This is a genomic window from Georgenia sp. Marseille-Q6866, assembly GCF_965111665.1.
Genome location: NZ_CBCOOR010000014.1, coordinates 86846 through 108824 on the forward strand (window position 1 = coordinate 86846; position 21979 = coordinate 108824).

The following is a 21979-nucleotide window of genomic DNA, read 5'->3' on the forward strand; positions in this document are numbered from 1 at the left end:
TTGCACCTGAGGAGGACGCATGACCACGCACCGCACCCGCACCGTGACCGCCGGGCTCGTCGCGACGCTCGCCCTGGCGGCGTGCAGCGCCACCGGCTCGGCCGGGGGAGGGGGCGAGGACGCGGACGTGCTCCGCGTCGTCACCCACGACTCCTTCACCCTCAGCGAGGGCCTCCTCGCCGGCTTCGAGGAGCGCACCGGCTACACCGTCGAGCAGATCACCCCCGGCGACGGCGGCGCGCTCGTCAACCAGCTCGTCCTCACCCGCGACAACCCGCTGGGGGACGTCGTCTACGGCATCGACAACTCCTTCGCGGCGCGGGCCGTCGAGGAGGGCGTCCTCCAGCCCTACCGCTCCCCGGACGCCGTCGAGACCGCGTTGGACGACTCGCTCACCGCCGTGGACTTCGGTGACGTGTGCGTCAACGTCGACCACGAGTGGTTCCGCGAGCAGGGGATCCCCGAGCCGCAGACGCTCGAGGACCTCACCGACCCCACCTACGCCGACCTGCTCGTGGTGACCAACCCCGCGACGTCGTCGCCGGGGCTCGCCTTCCTCCTCGCGACCGTCGGTGCCTTCGGCGAGGACGGGTGGGAGCAGTACTGGCGCGACCTCACGGCCAACGGGGTGCACGTCGTCGAGAGCTGGTCCGACGCCTACTACGTCGACTTCTCCGGCTCTGAGGGCGCCGGGCCGCGGCCGCTCGTCCTGTCCTACTCCTCGTCGCCGGCCGCCGAGGTGCCCGAGGGCGGCTCCGCGCCGCGGACCGGGGCGCTGCTCGAGACCTGCTTCCGCCAGACCGAGTACGCCGGCGTGCTCACCGGGGCCGAGAACGTCGAGGGCGCCCAGGAGTTCGTCGACTTCCTCCTCTCGCCCGACGTCCAGGCCGACATCCCGGGCAGCATGTTCATGTACCCCGTGCTCGACGGCGTCGGGCTGCCCCAGGAGTGGGCGGACCACGCCCCGGTGAGCCCGGCGCCCCACGAGGTGGAGCCGCAGGACATCACCGACAACCGGGACCGGTGGATCGAGACGTGGACCGAGATCGTCGTCGGCTGACCCGGCGCAGCCCGGCCGGCGCGCTCGCCTGGGTGCTCGCGGCCGGGCTGCCGCTCGCGTTCCTCTCCGTCTTCTTCCTGTGGCCGGTCGCGACGATGGTCGCGCGCGGCTTCCTGCCCGACGGCGCCCTCGACCTCGGCGGCATCTCCGAGGTCCTCTCGCGGCGGCGGACGTGGCGGGTCATCGGGATCACGGTCGGACAGTCGCTCACCGCGACCGCGCTCGCCCTGCTCCTCGGGGTCCCGGGGGCTTACGTGCTCTACCGCTGCCGCTTCCGCGGCCGCCGGCTCGTGCGCGGCTTCGTCACGGTGCCCTTCGTGCTGCCGACGGTCGTCGTCGGCGTGGCCTTCCGCTCACTGCTCGTGGAGACCGGGCCGCTCGGCTTCCTCGGCATCGACGGAACCTTCGCGGCGGTCGTGGCAGCGCTCGTGTTCTTCAACTACGCGCTCGTCGTGCGCACGGTCGGGGCGCTGTGGGAGCGGCTCGACCCGCGCGCCGAGGAGGCGGCCCGCAGCCTCGGCGCCTCCCCGTGGCGGGCGTTCCGCACGGTGACCCTGCCCGCCCTCGCCCCGGCCGTGGTCTCCGCGGGCGCCGTCGTCTTCCTCTTCTGCGCGACGTCCTTCGGTGTCGTCCTCACGATGGGCGGGCTGCGCTACGGGACGATCGAGACCGAGGTGTGGATCCAGACCACCCAGTTCCTCGACCTCCGGGCCGCCGCGGTGCTCTCGGTGCTCCAGCTCGTCGTCGTCGGCGCCGCCCTGCTCCTCGCCTCCCGCGCCCGCCGCCACTACGACCGCTCGCTCCACCTGCGAGCGGACCGCTCCGCCACCCACCCGCTGCGGCTGCGCCGGGCCGGGCGGCCGGGACCGGACGCGCCCGCGGCAGCCGTCACCGCCGTCGTCGTCCTCGGGCTGCTCGTCCTGCCGCTCGCCCACCTCCTCACGGGCTCGCTGCGCACCCCCGAGGGCTGGGGCCTGGACAACTTCCGCCGGCTGGCGACGACGGGCGGCACCAACGCCCTCACCGTCACCGTGTGGGAGGCGGCCCTCAACTCGCTGCGCGCGGCCGTGGACGCGACCGTCATCGCCGTCGTCGTCGGCACGCTCGTCGCGCTCGTCGTCTCCCGCCGGCCGCGCTCGCCGGGCGGGCGCCGCGCACTGGGGGTGCTCGACGCCGTCTTCATGCTCCCGCTCGGGGTGTCCGCCGTGACGGTCGGCTTCGGCTTCCTCATCACCCTCGACTCCCCGCCCCTCGACCTGCGCGGCTCGGCGCTCATCGTGCCGATCGCCCAGGCGGTGGTCGCGGTCCCGCTCGTCGTGCGGACGGTGCTGCCCGTGCTCCGGGCGATCGACCCGCGGCTGCGGGAGGCGGCGGCCGTCCTCGGGGCCTCCCCCGGGCGCGTGCTCGCGACCGTCGACGGCCCCTTCCTCGTCCGCGGGCTCGGCCTCGCGGTGGGCTTCGCCTTCGCGGTCTCGCTCGGGGAGTTCGGCGCCACCGCCTTCCTCTCCCGCCCTGAGAGCCCCACGCTGCCGGTCGTCATCTTCCGGCTCATCGGCCGCCCCGGCGCGGAGAACTACGGGATGGCGCTCGCGGCGTCCGTCGTCCTCGCCACCCTCACCGCCGGCGTCATGATGCTGGCCGAACGCCTCCGAGGAGACAGGATGGGCACGTGGTGAACGGACTGGAGGTCCGCGGGGCGGTCCTCACCTACCCCGGTGGCCCGACGGCGGTGGACGACGTCAGCCTCGACGTCCCCGCCGGTGAGGTGCTCGCACTGCTCGGTCCCTCCGGCTGCGGGAAGTCCTCGCTGCTCCGGGCGGTGGCCGGGCTCGAGCCGCTCACCGCGGGGCAGGTGCGCTGGGACGGGGGCGACCTCGCGGCCGTGCCCGTGCACCGGCGCGGCTTCGGGCTCATGTTCCAGGACGGCCAGCTGTTCCCGCACCGCGACGTCGCGGGGAACATCGCCTACGGCATCGGCGGGCTGCCGCGCGCCGATCGCGAGGCACGCGTCGCCGAGCTGCTGCACCTCGTGGGCCTGCGGGACTACGGCGAGCGCCCGGTGACGACGCTCTCGGGCGGCGAGCAGCAACGGGTGGCCCTCGCCCGCGCGCTGGCACCGCGCCCGCGGCTGCTCCTGCTCGACGAGCCGCTCTCCTCCCTGGACCGCTCGCTGCGCGAGCACCTCGCCGCCGAGCTGCGCGACATCATCCACGCGACGGGCACCACCGCCGTCTACGTCACCCACGACCACGACGAGGCCTTCACCGTCGCCTCCCGCATCGCCGTCATGGCCCGCGGCCGCGTCCTGCAGGCCGACACGCCCGAGCGGCTGTGGCGTGCGCCGGCGAGCGAGGAGGTGGCCCGGTTCCTCGGCTACGGACCCGTCGTCGACGCCGTCGTCGCCGACGGGCAGGTGCGGGGGCCGCTGGGCGCCGTCACGCCACTGCCCGCCGGCGCGGGCGGCACGGTGCGCCTCGCCCTGGGCCCGCGCGCGCTCGTCCCCGACGACGACGGCGAGCCGGTCCCCGTACGCGGGTGGCGGGTGCGCCGCGGGGAGCGCGAGCTGGACGTCACGCTGCCGGACGGCCAGGGAGCCGTGGTCCGCGTGCCGGCGGACGGTGCGGTGCCGCAGACCGCCCGGGTGCGGGTGGCGGCCGAGCACGTGGCGGTGGTGCCCCGGTGAACGAGACGCTCATGCTGCTCCTCCTCGTGGCGGTCGTCGCGGTGCCGGCGCTGCTGCTGGCACGCTCGCGCCGGCGGCTCGGCAGCGCCGTCCGCCGCACCGAGCGCCTGGAGACCTGGGCCGCGCCGCGGGGCTGGCGGGTGCTCGGCGCCGCCCCCGAGGTGCTCGGCCGCTGGCAGTGCCCGCCCTTCACGGCGCCGGAGCGGGACGTGGACGACGCCGTCGCCGGGGAGTACCGCGGCCGTGAGGCGACGTCCTTCCGCCTCGAGACGGCGCCGCCGCGCGAGGTCACCCACGTCCTCACCGTCGAGCTGCACGCCGCCGTGCCGGTGGCGCAGATGATGTCCGGCGGCGTGCCGGCCGAGGAGCTGGGCGCCGAGGGCGGCGCGTGGCTGAGCGAGCGCGCCCCGACAGGGCTGTCGCTGCGGGTGGAGCGCGGCGTCGTCCTCGGCTGGCTCCCCGGCGAGCCGCTCCTCACCGAGCTGGACCGCTACCTCGACGTCCTCGTCGACGTCGCCGAGAGGCTGGAGCGCCTCCCGTAACCACCGCCCCCACCCCGTACATATGCGCGGAATCTGCAGCCGGTGCACCTGGTTGTGCACCGAATTCACCCATATGCGGAGGTTGGGACGGTGACGGGCGGGCGGGTTGGGAGAATGGCCGGATGACCGAGCACCTGCCGACGGACGAGCTGAGCACCGCACCCGGGGCCGCCCTGGCCCCCGACTGGAACCCGCGCGGGCCGCGGGTGCGGCGTGACCCCTTGGCCGCCTACGACGAGATACGCGGGCAGTGCCCCGTGGCGCGCGGGCCGGCCGGGGACTGGACCCTCTTCTCCCACGCCGCGGTCACCGCCGCCGCCCTGGACGACCGCACCTTCTCCAACGGCGTCTCCCGCTTCCTCCAGGTGCCCAACGGCCTGGACGGGCCCACTCACACCGCCTACCGCGCCGTCGTCGACCGGTACTTCACGCCGGAGCGGATGCGCGCCCTCGAGCCGGCGGTCGAGCGGGTCGCCGCCGAGCTCGTCGCCGGGCTCGACGTGCCGGGAGTGGTCGACGCCGTCGCGGTCGGCGCGCGTTTCGCGGTCCGGGCCCAGTGCGCCTGGCTCGGCTGGCCGGCCGAGCTCGAGGACGAGCTGCTCCGGTGGATGGCCGACAACCACGCCGCGAGCCGCTCGGGGGACCGCGCCCGCACCGCCGAGGTCGCCGCGCGCTTCGACGCGATCATCCGCTCCCTCACCGACGCGCGCCGGCAGGCCGGCGCGGACGCTCCCGACGACGTGACGACCGAGCTCGTCCGCGACCGCGTGGACGGCCGCCCGCTCACCGACGAGGAGATCGTCTCCCTCCTGCGCAACTGGACCGGCGGCGACCTCGGCTCGATGGCCCTGTGCGCCGGCGTCGTCCTCGGCTACCTCGCCGACCACCCGCCGCTGCAGGACCGGCTGCGCTCCGGGGTGTCGGACCGCGAGCTGGGCGCGGTCCTCGACGAGATCCTCCGGATCGACGACCCCTTCGTCAGCAACCGGCGGGTCACCACCGAGGCCGTCACGCTCGCGGGCCGCGAGATCGCCGCGGGGGACCGCGTCCACCTCAGCTGGACGGCGGCCAACCGCGACCCGCGGGTCTTCGGTGACCCGGACGACTTCGCGCCCGAGCGCAACGCCCCCTACAACCTCGTGTGGGGCATCGGGCGGCACGTGTGCCCCGGCCGCCCGCTCGCCACCCTCGAGCTGCGGGCGCTCACCCGCGCCGTCCTCGCCGCGACGACGTCGGTGGACCCGGACCCCGACCGGCCGCGGGAGCGCGCCCTGCCCCCGGTCGGCGGCTACGCCGTCGCCCCCGTCCGCCTCCGCTGAGCCCAACGGGGCGCGCGTCCGGGCGAAGCCTGTAAGGCTGGGGCGGACCTCCAAGCGAAGGGAGAAGTGGTGCTCGGCCTACCCGACAGCGTGCGTGCCCTCCTGTTCGACCTCGACGGCGTCCTCACCCGGACCGCCGACCTCCACGCCAGGGCGTGGACGGAGACCTTCGACGAGTTCCTCCGGGACCACGCCGCCCGCACGGGCGAGCCCTTCGTCCCCTTCGACCCGGTGGCCGAGTACGCCGCCCACGTCGACGGGAAGCGGCGGGTCGACGGTGTGCGTGACTTCCTCGGGAGCCGCGACATCACCCTGCCCTACGGCACCCCCGCGGACAGCCCCGAGCGGGAGACCCTCCACGGCATCGGCAACCGCAAGAACGAGCGCGTCCTCAAGCTCATCACGACCGAGGGCGTCGAGGTGTTCCCCGGCTCGCTGCGCTACCTCGACGCCGCGCGGGCGGCGGGACTGCCGTGCGCCGTCGTCTCCTCCAGCGCGAACGCGGCGCTCGTCCTGGACGTCACGGGCCTCGAGGACCGCATCGACGTCCTCGTCGACGGCTCGGTCGCCCACGCCCTCGACCTGCCCGGCAAGCCGGCGCCGGACACCTTCCTCGAGGCCACCCGTCGCCTCGGGCTGACCCCGCCGGAGGCCGCGGTCATCGAGGACGCCCTCGCGGGCGTCGCGGCGGGCCGGGCCGGCGGCTTCGGCTACGTCGTCGGCGTCGACCGCCTGGGGCAGGCCGACGCACTGAGGGAGCAGGGCGCGGACGTCGTCGTCGCGGACCTCGAGGAGCTCCTGTGACGGGTCCGACCCTCCCGGTCGAACCCTGGTGCCTGCGCGAGAGCGGCCTGGACCTCGAGACGCTCGGGCGGATGGAGTCACTCTTCGCGCTGTCCAACGGCCACCTCGGGATGCGGGGCAACCTTGACGAGGGCGAGCCGGTGGACCAGCAGGGCACCTACCTGTCCGGCTTCTTCGAGCACCACCCGCTGCCCTACGCCGAGGGCGGCTACGGGTACCCCGAGTCCGGGCAGACGATCGTCAACGTCACCAACGGCAAGCTCATCCGCCTCCTCGTCGATGACGAGCCCTTCGACATGCGCTACGGCGAGGTCGTCTCCCACGAGCGCGTCCTCGACCTGCGCGCCGGGACCCTGCGCCGCGAGACCGAGTGGATCTCCCCGGCCGGGCGGCGCGTCGTCGTGCGCTCCACCCGGCTCGTCTCCCTCACCCACCGGGCCGTCGCCGCCATCGAGTACGAGGTGGAGCCGGTCGACGGGCCGGCGCGCGTCATCGTCCAGTCCCAGCTCGTCGCCAACGAGGCACCCCCGGAGGCCGACGACGGCGACCCGCGCGTGGCCGCCGCGCTCCAGGACCCGCTCGCCGCCGTCGCCCAGGACGTCGAGCAGGACGGCGCGATCCTCCTCCACCGCACCCGCACGAGCGGGCTGCTCGTCGCCGCCGGGATGGACCACGACATCGAGTGCCCGCACCAGTACGAGGTGGAGCACGAGGCGCGGGAGGACTGGGCCCGCACGACCGTCGTCACCGTCCTCCAGCCCGGGGAACGGCTGCGGGTGGTGAAGAACGTCGCCTACGGCTGGTCGGGCACCCGCAGCGAGCACGCGCTGCGTGACCAGGTGGCCGCCGCGCTCACCAGCGCGCGGTACGCCGGGTGGGACTCCCTCGTCCGCGACCAGCGGGCCTACCTCGACGACTTCTGGGGCTCGGCCGACGTCGAGGTCGACGGGGACCCGATCCTCCAGCAGGCGGTGCGCTTCTGCCTCTTCCAGGTGCTGCAGGCCGGGGCGCGGGCCGAGGGCCGGGCGATCGGGGCCAAGGCCCTCACCGGGACGGGCTACAACGGCCACACCTTCTGGGACGTCGAGGGCTTCGTCCTGCCCGTCCTCGTCATGACGGCACCGGGCGCCGCCGCGGACGCGCTGCGCTGGCGCGCCTCGACGCTCGACCTCGCCCGCGCGCGCGCCGCCACCCTCGGGCTGGCCGGGGCGGCCTTCCCGTGGCGCACCATCCAGGGGGAGGAGACCTCGGCGTACTGGCCGGCGGGCACCGCCGCCTTCCACCTCAACGCCGTCGTCGCGCGTGCCTTCGAGTACTACCGCCTCACCACCGGCGACGACAGCCTGGACCGTGAGTGCGGCGCCGAGGTGCTCGTCGAGACGGCCCGCCTGTGGATGTCGCTGGGCCACCACGACCGCTCCGGCGCGTGGCACGTCCAGGGCGTCACCGGCCCCGACGAGTACACCGCCGTCATCGACGACAACGTCTTCACCAACCTCATGGCCGCGCGGAACCTGCGCTCGGCGGACGCGACGTGCGAGCGCAACCCGGACATCGCCGTCGCCCTCGGGGTGGACGACGACGAGCGGGAGGCGTGGCGGGCCGCGGCCGCCGCCGTCCACATCCCCTACGACGCCGAGCTCGGCGTCCACCCGCAGTGCGAGGGCTTCACCCGGTACGGGGAGTGGGACTTCCACGACGGCGAGACGCGCTACCCGCTCATGCTCCACGCGCCCTACTTCCAGCTCTACCGCAAGCAGGTGGTCAAGCAGGCCGACCTCGTCCTCGCCATGCACTGGTGCGGTGAGGAGTTCACCGCCAAGGACAAGGCGTGGAACCTCGACTACTACGAGCGCCGCACGGTGCGGGACTCCTCGCTGTCGGCCTGCACGCAGGCCGTCATGTGCGCGGAGGTCGGCCACCTCGACCTCGCCCACGCCTACCTCCACGAGGCGGCGCTCGTCGACCTGCGCGACCTCCAGGGCAACACGGACCAGGGCCTGCACATCGCCTCCTCGGCCGGGGCGTGGACGGCCCTCGTCGACGGCTTCGGCGGGATGCGGGAGCGCGGGGACCAGCTGTGCGTGGCGCCGGCGCTGCCGGCCTCGGTGACGCGACTGGCCTTCCGCGTGCTCTGGCACGGCATGGCGGTCCAGGTGGAGGCGACCCACGACGAGGTGACGTGCACGCTGCTGAGCGGGAACGGGGAGGGGATGTCGATGCAGGTCTACGACGAGGAGGTGCTCGTGCGCGCCGGGCAGCCGGTGACGCGGCCGGTCCAGCGGCGCGAGCCGCTGCTGCCCGCGCCGCCGCAGCCGGTGGGCCGCACCCCGCGGCCGGCCGGGCGCGACCCGCTCTCGGTCGCGCGGAGCGCGTCGTGAGCACCGCTGGCCCGGGCGAGGCGGAGGCCGTCGCCGCGATGGAGGCCGCCGGCCTGGCTCACACCGTCACGCGGCACGGACGGGTGAGCAGCCTGGAGGAGGCCGCCGCGGCCCGCGGCGTCGAGCCCGCGGCGATCATCAAGACGATCGTCGTGCGGCGCGCGGAGGAGGACTACCTCTTCGTGCTCGTCCCCGGGGACCGGACGATCTCGTGGCCCAGGCTCCGGACGCTGCTCGGGGTCAACCGCGTGTCGATGCCCGACGCCGCCACGGCCCGGGAGGTCACCGGCTACGAGCGCGGCACCATCACGCCCTTCGGTGCGCTGCGCGCCTGGCCGGTGATCGCCGACGAGCGGGTGCGGGGCACCGTCTCGATCGGGGCCGGTGCCCACGGCGTCGCCGTGACGGTCGACGGCGCCGCCCTCGTGACGGCGCTGGGCGCCCAGGTCGCCGACGTCACCGAGCCCGCCTGACACCGTCGCGCAACCCGGCCCGCCGGGGAGCGGTCGGTGGGATGCTGGAAACCCGCCGACGGGAGTCGAGATGTCGCTCGAGGTCCTGGGACCGCGCGCCTGCCGCCGCCTGCTCGAGCAGGTGTCCGTGGCCTGGCTCGCCCACTGTGCCGACGGCGCCGTCCACATGGTGCCGGTGAACTTCGCCGTGCACGGCACCGAGATCGTCGTCCACAGCGTCTACGGCCGCTCGCTCACCGCCGTCGCCGAAGGGCGGCTCATCACCCTCGCAGCGGGCCACTTCGACGAGGAGGCCCGGACCGGCTGGTCGGTGACCGTCACCGGGCGGGCGCACCTCGTCGGCGACCCGCTCGTCAACCCCGGGGCCCCGGACGCGGACGTCTGGGCCGACCTGCCGTCCACCGTGCCCGTCGCCGTGCCGATGACGACGGTCACCGGCCGGCGGGTGCAGCGCTGAGGGCTACTGGAGGAGCGTGCGGTCGTCGAGGCCGGCGCCGGCCTGGGCGAAGGCGCTGAGCAGGTCCGGGACCGTCGCGCGCTCCTTGCGCTCGCCGGAGATGTCGACGACCACCCGGCCCTCGTGCATCATGATGAGCCGCGTGCCCACCCGCAGGGCCTGGTCCATGTTGTGGGTGACCATGAGCGTGGTGAGGTGGTGGCGCTCGACGGCCTCGGCGGTGAGCCGCGTGATGAGGTCCGCGCGCTGGGGGTCCAGGGCCGCGGTGTGCTCGTCGAGGAGGAGGATCTTCGGCTCGCTGAAGGTCGCCATGAGCAGCGACAGCGCCTGGCGCTGACCGCCGGACAGCAGGCCGACCTTCATCTTGAGCCGGTTCTCCAGGCCCAGCTCCAGGGACGTGAGCTCGGTGCGGAAGAAGTCCCGCTTGGTGCGGGTCACCCCCAGCCGCAGGCCGCGCGTCTTGCCGCGGGCGTAGGCGATCGCGAGGTTCTCCTCGATCGTCATGTCCGGGGCCGTGCCGGCGAGCGGGTCCTGGAAGACGCGGCCCACGTGCGCGGCGCGGCGGTGGTCGGGCAGGCGCGTGACGTCGTCGCCGTCGACGGTGATGGTGCCCGAGTCGGGGCTGATCCGGCCGGCGACGGTGTTGAGGAGCGTCGACTTGCCCGCGCCGTTGGAGCCGATGACGGTGGCGAACTCGCCCGGCGCCAGGCGCAGGGAGATCCCGGCGAGCGCGACCCGCTCGTTCGGGGTGCCGGGGAAGAAGGTCTTGGTGACCGAGTCGATCGCGAGCATCGTCACTGGCCTCCGGCCGGCGTCGTGGTCGTCGCTGCCGTGCGGCGCAGCGAGCGCAGGGCGCCCACCCGCCGGAACACGCCCCACCGCGGCAGGAGCAGCGCGGTGACGACGAGGACGGCGGAGACGAGCTTCATGTCGTTGGCCTCCAGCCACGGCACCTGGAGGGCGAGCTGGATCACCACTCGGTAGAGGATCGAGCCGAGGACGACGGCGAGCGTCGAGATGACGATGACCCGCGAGCCAAAGACGGCCTGGCCGAGGATGACAGAGGCGAGGCCGGCGATGATGAGGCCGATCCCCATCGAGATGTCGGCGAAGCCCTGGTACTGGGCGACGCCCGCACCCGCGAGGCCGACGAGCCCGTTGGACACGGCCAGGCCGAGGATCTTCGTGCGGTCGGTGTTGACGCCGAAGCTGCGGATCATCGCCTCGTTGTCACCGGTGGCCTGCAGGGCCAGGCCGGTGTCGGTGTGGAGGAACCAGTCGAGGGCGAGCTTCACGAGGAGCGCGATCGCCGCGAAGATCCCGATCGCCGCGGCCCCGCCGAGCAGGCCGTTCTCGCGCAGCGGCGTGATGAGCGTGTCCTCGCGCAGCAGCGGCACGTTGGCCCCGCCCATGATCCGCAGGTTGATCGAGTACAGGCCGATCTGGGTGAGGATGCCCGCGAGCAGCGGGTTGATCCCGCCCTTCGCGTGGAGCAGGCCCGTGATGACGCCCGCCCCCAGCCCCGCCGCGCCCGCGGCGAGCGTGGCGAGGGCCGGGTGGGTGCCGCCCGTGATGAGGACGGCGGCGGTCGCGGCGCCCGTGGTGAAGCTGCCGTCCACCGTGAGGTCGGGGAAGTTGAGGATCCGGAAGGTCAGGTAGACCCCCAGCGCCATCACCGCGTAGATGAGGCCGAGCTCGACGGCTGCGGGTAGTGCGGACACGGGGTGCTACTCGATGACGGTGTCGGCGCGCCCGACGAGCTCGTCGGACAGCGTCACGCCCATCCGCTCGGCGGCGGCGGGGTTGACGACGAGCGGCCACTCGGTGAGCGTCTCGATGGGCATCTCGGCCGGGTCTGCGCCGTCCTGCAGGATGCGGACGGCCATCTCACCGGTCTGGTAGCCGAGCTGCTCGTAGTCGATGCCGTAGGTGGCGATCGCGCCACGCTCCACGGTGTCGCCGTCGGCGGACACGAGCGGGATCGACTTCGACTCGGCCACCTGGAGCAGCGCCTCGAAGGACTGGATGACGGTGTTGTCGGTGGGCACGTAGAAGGCGTCGACGTCGAGGGAGTCGGCGGCCTGCTGCACCTCACCGGAGTTGGTGATCGCGGCCGTCTCGACCTCCAGGCCGAGCTCGGCGGCGGCCTCCTGGGCCAGCTCGACCTGCACCTCGGAGTTCACCTCGCCGGAGCTGTAGACGATGCCGACGGTCTGGGCGTCCGGCGCGATCTCGGCGAGCAGCCCGAGCTGCTCGGCGACCGGGTTGAGGTCGCTCGTGCCGGTGAGGTTCGCACCGGGCGCCTCCCAGCTGTCGACGAGGCCCGCGGCCTCCGGCTCGGTGACGGCGGTGATGAGGATCGGGACGTCGGTGATCGCCTGCGCGGCCGCCTGCGCGGTGGGCGTGGCGATCGCCAGGACGAGGTCGTGCCCGGCGGAGGCGAAGCCGCTCGCGATCGAGATGGCGGTGGACTGGTCGCCCTGGGCGTTCTCCTCGTCGTACTCGACGTCGAGCCCGGCGTCCTCGAGGGCGGCCTTGAAGCCGACGAGGGAGGCGTCGAGCGAGGGGTGCGCGGCGATCTGCGTGACGCCGACGGAGTAGGTGCGGGCGTCGTCGCCCGAGCCGGTGCCGTCCTCGGACACGCCGTCGTCGTTCCCGCAGGCGGCGAGGAGGAGGGCGGAGGCGGCCAGGGCGCCGGCCAGACGGAGGGAGGTGCGCGTCATCGGGAGGTCCTTCCAGGGGCACGTTTTCGCGTCGTCGAAGCGTACTGGACGTGACCGGTATATGAGAACGCCGTCTCAGGCGGTGGGTGACGTGTGGTGTCGGCACCCACGGGTAGGTTGTGGCCATGGTCGCGTACAGGTACCTCGGCAACAGCGGTTTCAAGATCTCGGAGATCGTCTACGGCAACTGGCTCACGCACGGGTCGCAGGTGGAGAACGACGTCGCCACGCGCTGCGTCCACGCCGCGCTGGACGCCGGCATCTCGAGCTTCGACACTGCCGACACCTACGCCAACACCCGCGCCGAGGAGGTGCTGGCCGACGCGCTCGCCGGCGTCCCGCGCCACGAGCTCGAGATCTTCACCAAGGTCTACTTCCCCATCGGGAAGAAGGGCCCCAACGACACCGGGCTGTCCCGCAAGCACATCCGCGACGGCATCGACGGGTCCCTACGCCGCCTGCGCACCGACTACGTCGACCTCTACCAGGCCCACCGCTACGACGTCGAGACCCCGCTCGAGGAGACGATGCAGGCCTTCGCCGACATCGTCCGCCAGGGGAAGGCCCTGTACATCGGCGTCTCGGAGTGGCCGGCGGACAAGCTCCGCGAGGGCCACGCCCTGGCCCGCGAGCTCGGCTTCCAGCTCGTCTCGAACCAGCCGAAGTACTCGATGCTGTGGCGGGTCATCGAGGAGGAGGTCGTGCCGGCCTCCCGCGAGCTCGGCATCGGGCAGATCGTCTTCTCCCCGGTCGCGCAGGGCATCCTCACCGGCAAGTACCGCCCGGGTCAGCCCGTGCCGGAGGGCTCGCGGGCCACCGACGCCGCCGGCGGCGCCCGGTTCATCGACCGCGACGTGCACGACGACGTCCTCCTCACCCGCGTCCAGGAGCTGCGTCCCGTCGCGGAAGAGCTGGGCCTGTCGATGGCGCAGCTCGCCGTCGCCTGGGTGCTGCAGAACTCATGCGTCTCCGCCGCGATCATCGGCGCCTCGCGCCCCGAGCAGGTCGCCGAGAACGTCGCGGCCTCCGGGGTGGAGCTGCCGGCCGAGGTGCTCACCCGGATCGACGAGATCCTCGGGGACTCGGTCGTGCGCGACCCGTCCCTGACGAACGTCCCGGAAACGCGCTTCGCCTAGGCGCCGGGGAGGATGAGGAGCTCGCGCCCCCACTCGGTGGCGCGCTCCTCCTCCCCGTCGGCCAGCGGCCCCTCGCTGCCGTGGACGGCGAAGTGCTCCGGGGGTGCCACCACCGGCACCTTGCGCTGCCGCAGCCGCCGCACGACGGCGCGGGCGGCGCTCCCCGGCAGCTTGGACTCGTGGGTGCGGGTGTCGTAGACGGCGACCGGCACGGTGAGCTCGCCGGCGTCCTCGAGCCACTCGCGGATGCCCGGCCGCGGCTCCTCCTCGTCCCCGGCGCGCTCCATCGCCTCGCGGCGGGAGTCCGGCCGGCTGAGGCCGAGGACGTGGGTGGGGGCGCCGATGACGAGGAGGTCGGCGTCGACCTCACCGAGCGGCGGGGCGTCCGCGACGTCGAGCACCTCGACGTCGGCGCCGCTGCGCAGCCCCTCGGCCACGGCCCGCGCCACCCGGCCGGTGTTGCCGAAGTGGGACTCGTACACGACGAGCGCCTTCATGTCGTCTCCCTCCCGCGGTGGTCCCGTGAGGCTACTGGACGCCTCTCGCTGCGCGCGGGACGATGCCGGGCATGGCGATCGACCCGGACACCAAGGACTGGACGTGGGTGCTGGAGCGCCCCTGCCCCGAGTGCGGCACCGAGGCAGCCGCCCACACCCCGGCGACGACGGCGCAGGTGCTCGAGGACGCCGTCGTGCGCTGGGAGGCGGTGCTGCGCCGCCCCGACGTCGCGCGGCGCCCGGACGAGCGCACGTGGTCACCGCTGGAGTACGCGGCTCACGTGCGGGACGTGTGCGCGGTGTTCCGCGAGCGGCTCCACCTCATCCTCACCGAGGAGGACCCGACCTTCCCGAACTGGGACCAGGACGCCGCGGCCGTCGCGGGCCGGTACGGCGAGCAGGATCCGGCCGCCGTCGCGGAGCAGCTGGCCGCGAACGCGCGCGCCGTCGGGGCGGACTTCGACTCCGTCGGTGAGGAGCGGTGGGAGCGCGCCGGGCTGCGCAGCAACGGCTCGCCCTTCACGGTGCGCACGCTGAGCCAGTACTTCCTCCACGACGTCCTGCACCACCTGCACGACGTCGGCGGCTGAGTCAGGCCGCCCGCACGAGGAGGACGACGACGTTGGCCAGCGCGATGGCCATCGCGGCGTAGAACGGCGCGCGGCCGGGCCGCCCGAGGGAGACGACGGCGAGCACCCCGGCGCCGGCGAGCACCGCCCACGCCCACGCCGGCACCGGGCCGTCCGGCCCCAGCACGGCGACGGCCGTGCCGGTGAGGAGGACGACGACGGCGAGCACCCCCGAGGCGCGTGCCCCGAGCCGGTGAGGCAGGCCGCGGACCCCGGTGGCGGCGTCGTCGGCGAGGTCGGGCAGGACGTTGACGACGTGCGCGCCCGCGCCGAGGAGACCACCGACGGCGGGCATCCACCACGGCGGCAGCACCGGCGGGTCCAGCGCCAGCCACGGCACCACCGGCAGCGCCGCGAAGGCGACGACGTAGGGCAGCCAGGAGACCACCGTGGACTTGAGGCCGAGGTTGTATGCCCACCCGCCGCCGACGAGGAGCAGGTGCGCCAGCGCTGCGCCCGGCCCGAGCGCGAGGGAGAGGGCGACGGTGGCCGCCAGGGTGAGGCCGAGCGCGACCGCGACGACCCGCGTGCTCAGCGCCCCCGTCGCCAGCGGCTTGTCGGCCCGCCCGACGGCCCGGTCACGGGCGGCGTCGAGGAGGTCGTTGGACCAGCCGATCGACAGCTGGCCGGTGAGCACCGCCAGGCCCACGAGCAGCGTGCCGCCCGGCCCGTGGCCCGCGCCGACGGCCAGCAGCACGGCCAGCGCGGTGACGACGACGGTCGGCGCCGGGTGGCTGGCGCGGGCGAGCGCGGCGATGACGGGCACCCGTGGAGGCTAGCCCGTACTCTCGGCTTGTGACTGAGCTGCTCGCCGTCGAGCCGGTGCTGCCCGAGTACCGCTACTCGCAGGGCGAGCTGACCGACGCGCTCGTCGACATCATCGGCCTGGACGAGCGCGGGGAGCGGCTCATCAGGCGGATCCACGCGGGCTGCGGCGTCGACGCCCGCCACGTGGCCCTGCCGCTCGAGCAGTACGCCGAGCTCCTCGACTTCGGGCAGACCAACGACGCCTTCATCGCCGCCGCGGTCGACCTCGGCGCCGAGGCGCTCACCCGGGCCCTCGACTCCGCGGGGCTGGCCCCGGAGGAGCTCGACCTCGTCGTCTCCACGACCATCACCGGCCTGGCCGTGCCGTCCCTGGAGGCGCGCATCGCCGAGAAGGTCGGGCTGCGGCGGGACGTCGTGCGGCTGCCGATCGTCGGGCTCGGCTGCATGGCCGGCGCCGCGGGGACCGCGCGCCTGCACGACCTGCTGGCGGGCCGGCCGGGCACGGTCGGTGCACTCGTCAGCGTCGAGCTGTGCTCGCTCACCGTCCAGCGGGGGGACGCCTCGGGCGCGAACCTCGTGGCGAGCGGCCTGTTCGGCGACGGCGCCGGCGCGGTCCTCGCCACCTCCAGCGGCGTCGCGACGGCGGGGCTGCCGCGGGTCGTGGCCGCCGCGAGCCGGCTCTACCCCGGGACGCAGGACGTCATGGGCTGGGACGTGCGCTCCACGGGGCTGCGGATCGTCCTGGGCGCCGAGGTCCCCGACCTCGTCCGCGACAACGTGGGGGCCGACGTCGTCGCCTTCCTCGCCGAGCACGGGCTCACCGTCGCCGACATCGGGTGGTGGGTGTGCCATCCGGGCGGCCCCAAGGTCATCGACGCGCTCGCCGAGACCCTCGGCCTGCCGCTGGAGGCGCTCGCGCTGACGACGGAGTCGCTCCGGACGGTCGGCAACCTCTCCTCGGCGTCGGTGCTCCACATCCTGCGGGCGGCGCTGGACGCACAGCCCGCCCCCGGCAGCCACGGGCTCATGATGGCGATGGGCCCGGGGTTCAGTCTCGAGATGGTTCTCCTGGAGGCCAGATGACGTCGCAGGTCCTGTTCACGGTGCTCATCGGCGCGGTCGCGCTCGAGCGGCTCGCCGAGCTCGTCGTCGCCAAGCGCAACGCCCGCTGGGCCTTTGCCCGCGGCGGGAAGGAGAGCGGCGCCGGGCACTACCGGGTCATGGTCGTGCTCCACACCGGTCTGCTCGTCGGCTGCCTCGTCGAGGTGTGGGTCGCCGACCGGCCCTTCGTGCCGGCCGTCGGGTGGGTCATGCTCGCGCTCGCGCTCGGGTCCCAGGCGCTGCGCTGGTGGTGCATCACGACGCTCGGGCCGCGCTGGAACACCCGCGTCATCGTCGTGCCGGACCTGCCGCTCGTGGCCCGCGGGCCCTACCGCCACCGGTGGCTGCGGCACCCCAACTACGTCGCCGTCGTCGTCGAGGGCTTCGCGCTGCCCCTCGTCCACGACGCCTGGATCACCGCCCTCGTCTTCACGGTGGCCAACGCGGCGCTCCTCACGGTGCGGATCCGCACCGAGAACCGGGCCCTGGCCACCGCGGTGCCGGCGGGTCGCTGAGGTGGACCTCGTCGTCGCCGGTGGCGGCCCGGCCGGGCTGGCCACGGCACTGCACGCCGCGGCGGCGGGGCTGAGCGTCGTCGTGCGGGAGCTGCGGGCCGGCGTCGTCGACAAGGCGTGCGGGGAGGGGGTCATGCCCGCCGGGGTGGCCCACCTCGCGGTGCTCGGTGTCCGGCCGGCCGGGCGGGAGATCGTCGGGATCCGCTACTGCGTGCCCGGCCGCAGCGCCGAGACCCGCTTCCGCGGCCCGGCCGGGCGCGGGGTCCGCCGCACCGAGCTGCACCGCGCGCTGCGCGAGGCGGTGCTCGACGCCGGCGTGCGGATCGAGCAGGGCCGGGTCCGCGAGATACGGAACCAGCCGGGCGGCGTCGTCGTCGACGGCGAGACGGCGGGGTACGTCGTTGTCGCCGACGGGCTGCACTCCCCGCTGCGCCGCGCCCTGGGCCTGGAGGCCCGGACCCCCGGCCCGGCCCGCTACGGGCTGCGGCGACACGTGCGCCTGGCGCCGTGGACCGACCACGTCGAGGTGCACTGGGCCGCGCACAGCGAGGCCTACGTGACGCCGGTGGCCGACGACGAGGTGGGCGTCGCGATCCTCACCTCCCGGCGCGCGCCGTACGAGGAGCAGCTCGCCGAGTTTCCCGAGCTGCTCGCGCGGCTTGCCGATGCTCAGCCCGCCTCCACCGTGCGCGGCGCCGGCCCGCTGCGGCAGGCCTCGCGGCGGCGGGTGGAGGGGCGGGTCCTCCTCGTCGGGGACGCGTCGGGCTACGTCGACGCGCTGACGGGGGAGGGCATCAGCCTGGCGCTCGCCCAGGCGCAGGCGGCAGTGCGGTCCGTCGTCGCCGGGGACCCGGCCGGCTACGAGCGGGAGTGGCGCCGCATCGTGCGTCGCCACCGGCTGCTCACCCAGACGTTGCTCACGGTCGGCGCCTCACCGGCCCGGCCGCTGCTCGTCCCCGCCGCCCAGCGGCTGCCGCGCGTCTTCGCCGCGGCCGTCAACGCCGTCGGCGGCTGATCGTCCCCGCCCTACGGGCCGGGCGGGGCGCCGTCGGGCACCGTCCACCCCGGGGCCGCCGAGGCCGTTGTGCCCGGGGAGGTCGGCTCGTCGTCCGCACCACCGCCGGGAAAGATCGCGACGAGCACCGCGACGACGGCGGTGACGATGCCCAGGGCGACGGTGACGACGAGCATCGCCTTGAGGTAGCTGCGTTCGTCGTCGCTGTCCACGTCCCCGACACTAGCGGCGGGGCCCTCAGGGGAGCGTGCGGAGCGGCCAGCGCTCGCCGGTCGCGCTGTCGATGAGGGCGGCCCGGGTGGCGTGCACCTCGAGCGGCAGGACCGCGTAGGCGACGTCGGCGACCGCCGGCAGGTCCGCGAGCCGGGCGCGGGGCACGAGACTCAGGTGCGGCAGCCAGCGGCCGGGCACGTAGTGGCGGTGCAGCTCGGCGCCCGTCGCGGTCACCGCCTCCACCACCGCCCGCTGCCGACGGACGAGCTCGGCGGACGCCGCGGGCACGAGCCAGACCCGCCCGCGCGGCGCGGTGGCGACGGCGCTGAGGTGGAGGGTGAGCGGGCCGCCGTCAGGCAGCGTCGCGACGGCGTCGTGCACGGCGGTGACGTCGTAGGTCCGCAGCACCGCGTAGGACAGGTGCGGCACGTGCGCGCCGTGGGTGTGGGTGGCCATGCTCGGCACGCCGGCGGCCTCGACCCGCCGCCACAGCCGCACGAGCGCACGCTCGTCCGCCGGGTCGGGGAGCAGGCAGACGGCGAGAGCCATGGTCGGTCCAAGCTACGGGTGCCTTGTGCCCCGGCGGCGGCGGGGATAGACAGGTCTCATGCCCCTCGTCACCCGTCACCTCCTCGGTCCCGGCCCCACCAATCCCTATCCCGAGGCGACGGCGGGGCTCGCGGCCCCGCTGCTCGGGCACCTCGACCCGGAGTTCATCCGCGTCATGGACGAGACCTGCGCGATGCTGCGCGAGGTCTGGCAGACGGAGAACGCGCGCACGCTGCCGCTGTCGGCCACCGGCTCGGCCGGGATGGAGGCCGCCTTCGTCAACACGGTGAACGAGGGCGACGTCGTCGTCGTCGCCGTCAACGGGCTCTTCGGGGAGCGGATGTGCGAGGTGGCCCGGCGCTGCGGCGCCGAGGTGGTGCGCGTGGAGCACGAGTGGGGGCAGCCGGTGGACGTCGAGCGCGTCGCCGCCGCGCACCCCGCCCCGACGATCGTCGCGATGGTCCATGCCGAGACGTCCACGGGGGTGCGTTCCGACGTCGCCGCCCTCGGTCAGCTCAAGGGCGAGGCGCTGCTCCTCGTCGACGCCGTCACGTCCATCGGCGGCATCGAGCTGCGCGCCGACGAGTGGGGCATCGACATCGGCTACGCCGGCACGCAGAAGTGCCTCGGCGTGCCCCCGGGCCTCGCGCCCTTCACGATCAGCGACCGCGCCTTCGCGCGGCGGGTCGAGACGCCGCGATCCTGGTACCTCGACCTCGGTCTGCTCGGCGGGTACGTCGGCGGCACCACCGGCGGGGCGCGCACCTACCACCACACCGCGCCGACGGCGATGGTCGCCAGCCTCCACGGCGGGCTGCGGCGGATACTCGACGAGGGCCTCGAGACGGTGTGGGCGCGGCACGAGCGCGCGGGCCGGCGGCTGCAGGACGGCCTGCAGGAGATGGGCCTGGAGCTCTTCGCCGCGGAGGGGCACCGGCTGCCCGAGCTCACCACCGTCGTCGTCCCCGACGGCGTGGACGCCGCCGCCGTGCGCCGGGAGCTGCTCGAGCGGTACGACATCGAGATCGGCGCCGGGGCGGGGCGGTATGCGGACAGCGTGTGGCGCATCGGGCTCATGGGGCCCAACGCCGACGACGACGCCGTCGCCCTCGTTCTCGCGGCCCTCGGGGACGTGCTGCGCCGCTGAGCGGATGCGAGCGGCGTTGACATGGGCTCGAATGGGACGGGATGAGCACCCCACTCGAGCAGTACGCCCTCCTGTCCGACCTCCGCACCGGCCCGCTCGTGTCGCGGGACGGGAGCATCGACTGGCTCTGCCTGCCGCGCTTCGACTCCCCGGCCGTCTTCTGCGCGCTCCTCGGCGACGAGGACGACGGCCGCTGGCTGCTGCGCGCCGTGGACGGCGAGGTCGTCGAGCGGCGCTACCTGCCGCAGACCTTCGTGCTCGAGACGACGTGGCGCACACCCACGGGCCGCGCCCGCGTCACCGACTTCCTGCCGCCGAGCACCACCCAGGGCGACCTCGTGCGGCGGGTGGAGTGCCTCGAGGGCGAGGTGGAGGTGGAGCACGACCTGCGCCTGCGCTTCGACTACGCGCGCTCCACGCCGTGGACCCGGCAGATCGAGGAGAAGGACGGCACGCCGGCGCTCCTGTCGCTCGCGGGACCGGACGGCATCCTCATCACCGGGCCGCTCCTCCACTGGCCCGACGGCACTGACGAGCAGGACGACGCCGGCTCCGCGCAGCCCGGCGCCCACGGGGACGGGGAGGAGGAGGGCACGCGTGCGCCCCGGCTGGTGGGGACCTTCTCCCTCCGCGAGGGCGAGACGCTGGACTGGGACCTCACCTGGTTCCCCTCCTACGAGGACCCGCCGGAGCCGCCGGACGCCGACCAGGCGCTCGCCGAGGCCATCGAGTTCTGGAGCGACTGGGCCTCCCAGCTCGAGGTACGCACCGACCACACCCAGATGGTCATCCGGTCCCTGCTCGTGCTGCGCGCCCTCACGCACATCGACACGGGCGGGATCGTTGCGGCCCCCACCGCCTCGCTCCCCGAGGACTTCGGCGGGGTACGGAACTGGGACTACCGCTACACCTGGCTGCGTGATGCGGCGTTCACCATCGAGGTGGCGATCGCGCACGGCCTCACGAAGGGCGCCTCCCTGTGGCGGGACTGGCTGCTGCGCGCCGTCGCCGGCGACGCCGACGACATCAAGATCATGTACGGGCTCGGTGGCGAGCGGGAGCTCACCGAGCTCGAGCTCGACCACCTGGCCGGCTACGAGGACTCGCGCCCCGTGCGGATCGGGAACGGTGCGGCCGACCAGTACCAGGCCGACGTCGTCGGCGAGGTGATGATCGCCCTCCACGAGCTGCGCGAGGCGGGCGTCGCCGAGGACACCTACACGTGGGGGCTGCAGAAGAGCCTGCTGCGTTACTGCGAGAAGAACTTTGAGCGCAAGGACCACGGCATCTGGGAGATGCGCGGGGACGCGCACTACTTCACCCACGGCCGGGTGATGATGTGGGCGGCCTTCGACCGCGGTGTCCGCGCCGTCGAGGAGCACGGCTACGACGGCCCGGTCGAACGGTGGCGCGAGCTGCGCGCCAGGCTCGCGGAGGAGATCGAGGAGCACGGCTTCGACGCGGAGCTGAACTCCTACACCCAGACGTACGACGGCACCGAGGTGGACGCCTCGCTCCTTCAGCTGCCCCACACCGGGTACATCGCCTACGACGACCCCCGCATGCTCGGGACGGTCGCTCGCGTCGAGGAGGACCTCCTCGACGCCGAGCACGGGCTGGTGCACCGCTACCGCACCGAGGCCGGCATGGACGGGCTGGAGGGGGAGGAGTACCCGTTCCTCCTGTGCGCGTTCTGGCTGGTGGAGCAGTACGCCCACAGCGGCCGGGTGGAGGATGCCGAGCGGATGATGGCCCAGCTCGTTGGCTACTCCAGCGACCTGGGACTTCTCGCCGAGGAGTACGACCCGGAGAACGGGCGGCTGGCGGGAAACTTCCCCCAGGCCTTCAGCCACCTCGGCCTCATCCGCGCTGCCGACGCGATCCAGGGGTCCCGCGACTCCGGCTGACGCGGCCGGCCGTGGCGGCCTAGAAGGTCGGGGTGTCCGGCATGGCCTGTCTGCGGCGGC

23 protein-coding genes are annotated in these 21979 nt (G+C 74.3%); 16 read left to right on the forward strand and 7 right to left on the reverse strand.

Going from position 1 to position 21979, the window contains the following annotated elements; all coding sequences use genetic code 11:
• Window positions 1-19 precede the first annotated feature (19 nt).
• From ACWPXV_RS12840 to ACWPXV_RS12880, 9 genes are all read left to right on the forward strand, one after another.
• The gene (locus ACWPXV_RS12840; RefSeq protein ID WP_454085572.1) at window positions 20-1060 is read left to right on the forward strand and encodes a thiamine ABC transporter substrate-binding protein; all 1041 of its coding nucleotides are present in this window, start codon (window positions 20-22) and stop codon (window positions 1058-1060) included.
• Window positions 1036-2736: an ABC transporter permease gene (locus ACWPXV_RS12845; protein ID WP_454085573.1), complete on the forward strand. Its 1701-nt coding sequence runs from the start codon at window positions 1036-1038 to the stop codon at window positions 2734-2736. Before ACWPXV_RS12840 ends, ACWPXV_RS12845 begins: the two co-directional genes overlap by 25 nt.
• Window positions 2730-3743 carry an ABC transporter ATP-binding protein gene (locus ACWPXV_RS12850; protein ID WP_454085574.1) on the forward strand — a complete coding sequence of 338 codons (1014 nt, stop codon included), beginning with the start codon at window positions 2730-2732 and terminating at the stop codon, window positions 3741-3743. The genes ACWPXV_RS12845 and ACWPXV_RS12850 overlap by 7 nt, the downstream gene beginning before the upstream one ends.
• Window positions 3740-4285, forward strand: coding sequence for a hypothetical protein (locus ACWPXV_RS12855; protein ID WP_454085575.1), 546 nt, complete (start codon window positions 3740-3742; stop codon window positions 4283-4285). Before ACWPXV_RS12850 ends, ACWPXV_RS12855 begins: the two co-directional genes overlap by 4 nt.
• Before the next feature lie 122 nt (window positions 4286-4407).
• A complete protein-coding gene (locus ACWPXV_RS12860; RefSeq protein WP_454085576.1) occupies window positions 4408-5604 on the forward strand; it encodes a cytochrome P450 in 1197 nt (398 codons plus the stop codon).
• Window positions 5605-5673: 69 nt separating this feature from the next.
• Complete coding sequence (locus ACWPXV_RS12865) at window positions 5674-6408, forward strand: beta-phosphoglucomutase family hydrolase (protein ID WP_454085577.1); 735 nt, start codon at window positions 5674-5676, stop codon at window positions 6406-6408.
• Window positions 6405-8789 carry a glycoside hydrolase family 65 protein gene (locus ACWPXV_RS12870; protein WP_454085578.1) on the forward strand — a complete coding sequence of 795 codons (2385 nt, stop codon included), beginning with the start codon at window positions 6405-6407 and terminating at the stop codon, window positions 8787-8789. Before ACWPXV_RS12865 ends, ACWPXV_RS12870 begins: the two co-directional genes overlap by 4 nt.
• A gap of 38 nt (window positions 8790-8827) precedes the next feature.
• On the forward strand, window positions 8828-9262 hold the full coding sequence (locus ACWPXV_RS12875; RefSeq protein WP_454085595.1) for an aminoacyl-tRNA deacylase: 435 nt from the start codon (window positions 8828-8830) through the stop codon (window positions 9260-9262).
• A 70-nt stretch (window positions 9263-9332) separates the two neighbouring features.
• Complete coding sequence (locus ACWPXV_RS12880) at window positions 9333-9719, forward strand: pyridoxamine 5'-phosphate oxidase family protein (protein WP_251839258.1); 387 nt, start codon at window positions 9333-9335, stop codon at window positions 9717-9719.
• A 3-nt stretch (window positions 9720-9722) separates the two neighbouring features.
• Here ACWPXV_RS12880 and ACWPXV_RS12885 read toward each other — a convergent pair whose 3' ends face one another.
• Genes ACWPXV_RS12885 through ACWPXV_RS12895 form a run of 3 tightly spaced genes read right to left on the reverse strand, consistent with a single transcriptional unit; the run spans window position 9723 to window position 12442 of the window.
• Entirely contained in the window at window positions 9723-10511 is a 789-nt protein-coding gene (locus ACWPXV_RS12885; protein WP_251839259.1) for an ABC transporter ATP-binding protein, read from the reverse strand.
• Between the two features lie 2 nt (window positions 10512-10513).
• Window positions 10514-11440: an ABC transporter permease gene (locus ACWPXV_RS12890; protein WP_307784942.1), complete on the reverse strand. Its 927-nt coding sequence runs from the start codon at window positions 11438-11440 to the stop codon at window positions 10514-10516.
• A gap of 6 nt (window positions 11441-11446) precedes the next feature.
• On the reverse strand, window positions 11447-12442 hold the full coding sequence (locus ACWPXV_RS12895; protein ID WP_454085579.1) for an ABC transporter substrate-binding protein: 996 nt from the start codon (window positions 12440-12442) through the stop codon (window positions 11447-11449).
• A gap of 125 nt (window positions 12443-12567) precedes the next feature.
• On the opposite strand from ACWPXV_RS12895, the gene ACWPXV_RS12900 reads away from it, so the two are divergent.
• Window positions 12568-13578: an aldo/keto reductase family protein gene (locus ACWPXV_RS12900; RefSeq protein WP_454085580.1), complete on the forward strand. Its 1011-nt coding sequence runs from the start codon at window positions 12568-12570 to the stop codon at window positions 13576-13578.
• On the opposite strand, the gene ACWPXV_RS12905 is transcribed toward ACWPXV_RS12900, so the two are convergent.
• Entirely contained in the window at window positions 13575-14075 is a 501-nt protein-coding gene (locus tag ACWPXV_RS12905) for a flavodoxin family protein (protein ID WP_454085581.1), read from the reverse strand. The genes ACWPXV_RS12900 and ACWPXV_RS12905 overlap by 4 nt on opposite strands.
• A 71-nt stretch (window positions 14076-14146) precedes the next feature.
• On the opposite strand from ACWPXV_RS12905, the gene ACWPXV_RS12910 reads away from it, so the two are divergent.
• Window positions 14147-14665 (forward strand): DinB family protein, encoded by a 519-nt coding sequence (locus ACWPXV_RS12910; protein ID WP_454085582.1) that lies wholly within the window; start codon window positions 14147-14149, stop codon window positions 14663-14665.
• A 1-nt stretch (window position 14666) separates the two neighbouring features.
• Here the strand turns inward: ACWPXV_RS12910 and ACWPXV_RS12915 are convergent, their stop codons facing one another.
• A complete protein-coding gene (locus ACWPXV_RS12915; protein WP_251839264.1) occupies window positions 14667-15470 on the reverse strand; it encodes a UbiA family prenyltransferase in 804 nt (267 codons plus the stop codon).
• 29 nt (window positions 15471-15499) lie between these two features.
• Between ACWPXV_RS12915 and ACWPXV_RS12920 the strand changes: the two genes are divergently transcribed.
• Genes ACWPXV_RS12920 through ACWPXV_RS12930 form a run of 3 tightly spaced genes read left to right on the forward strand, consistent with a single transcriptional unit; the run spans window position 15500 to window position 18103 of the window.
• Complete coding sequence (locus tag ACWPXV_RS12920) at window positions 15500-16555, forward strand: type III polyketide synthase (protein WP_454085583.1); 1056 nt, start codon at window positions 15500-15502, stop codon at window positions 16553-16555.
• The gene (locus ACWPXV_RS12925) at window positions 16552-17088 is read left to right on the forward strand and encodes an isoprenylcysteine carboxyl methyltransferase family protein (protein ID WP_454085584.1); all 537 of its coding nucleotides are present in this window, start codon (window positions 16552-16554) and stop codon (window positions 17086-17088) included. Before ACWPXV_RS12920 ends, ACWPXV_RS12925 begins: the two co-directional genes overlap by 4 nt.
• A gap of 1 nt (window position 17089) precedes the next feature.
• Window positions 17090-18103: an NAD(P)/FAD-dependent oxidoreductase gene (locus ACWPXV_RS12930; protein WP_454085585.1), complete on the forward strand. Its 1014-nt coding sequence runs from the start codon at window positions 17090-17092 to the stop codon at window positions 18101-18103.
• An 11-nt stretch (window positions 18104-18114) separates the two neighbouring features.
• On the opposite strand, the gene ACWPXV_RS12935 is transcribed toward ACWPXV_RS12930, so the two are convergent.
• Window positions 18115-18315, reverse strand: coding sequence for a hypothetical protein (locus ACWPXV_RS12935; protein WP_454085586.1), 201 nt, complete (start codon window positions 18313-18315; stop codon window positions 18115-18117).
• Window positions 18316-18340: 25 nt separating this feature from the next.
• Window positions 18341-18865, reverse strand: a complete 525-nt coding sequence (locus ACWPXV_RS12940; protein WP_454085587.1) for a 2'-5' RNA ligase family protein — start codon at window positions 18863-18865, stop codon at window positions 18341-18343.
• Between the two features lie 58 nt (window positions 18866-18923).
• Between ACWPXV_RS12940 and ACWPXV_RS12945 the strand changes: the two genes are divergently transcribed.
• Together ACWPXV_RS12945 and ACWPXV_RS12950 are read left to right on the forward strand one after the other, a co-directional pair.
• A complete protein-coding gene (locus ACWPXV_RS12945; protein ID WP_454085588.1) occupies window positions 18924-20012 on the forward strand; it encodes a pyridoxal-phosphate-dependent aminotransferase family protein in 1089 nt (362 codons plus the stop codon).
• A gap of 41 nt (window positions 20013-20053) precedes the next feature.
• On the forward strand, window positions 20054-21919 hold the full coding sequence (locus tag ACWPXV_RS12950) for a glycoside hydrolase family 15 protein (protein WP_454085589.1): 1866 nt from the start codon (window positions 20054-20056) through the stop codon (window positions 21917-21919).
• Window positions 21920-21979 lie beyond the last annotated feature (60 nt).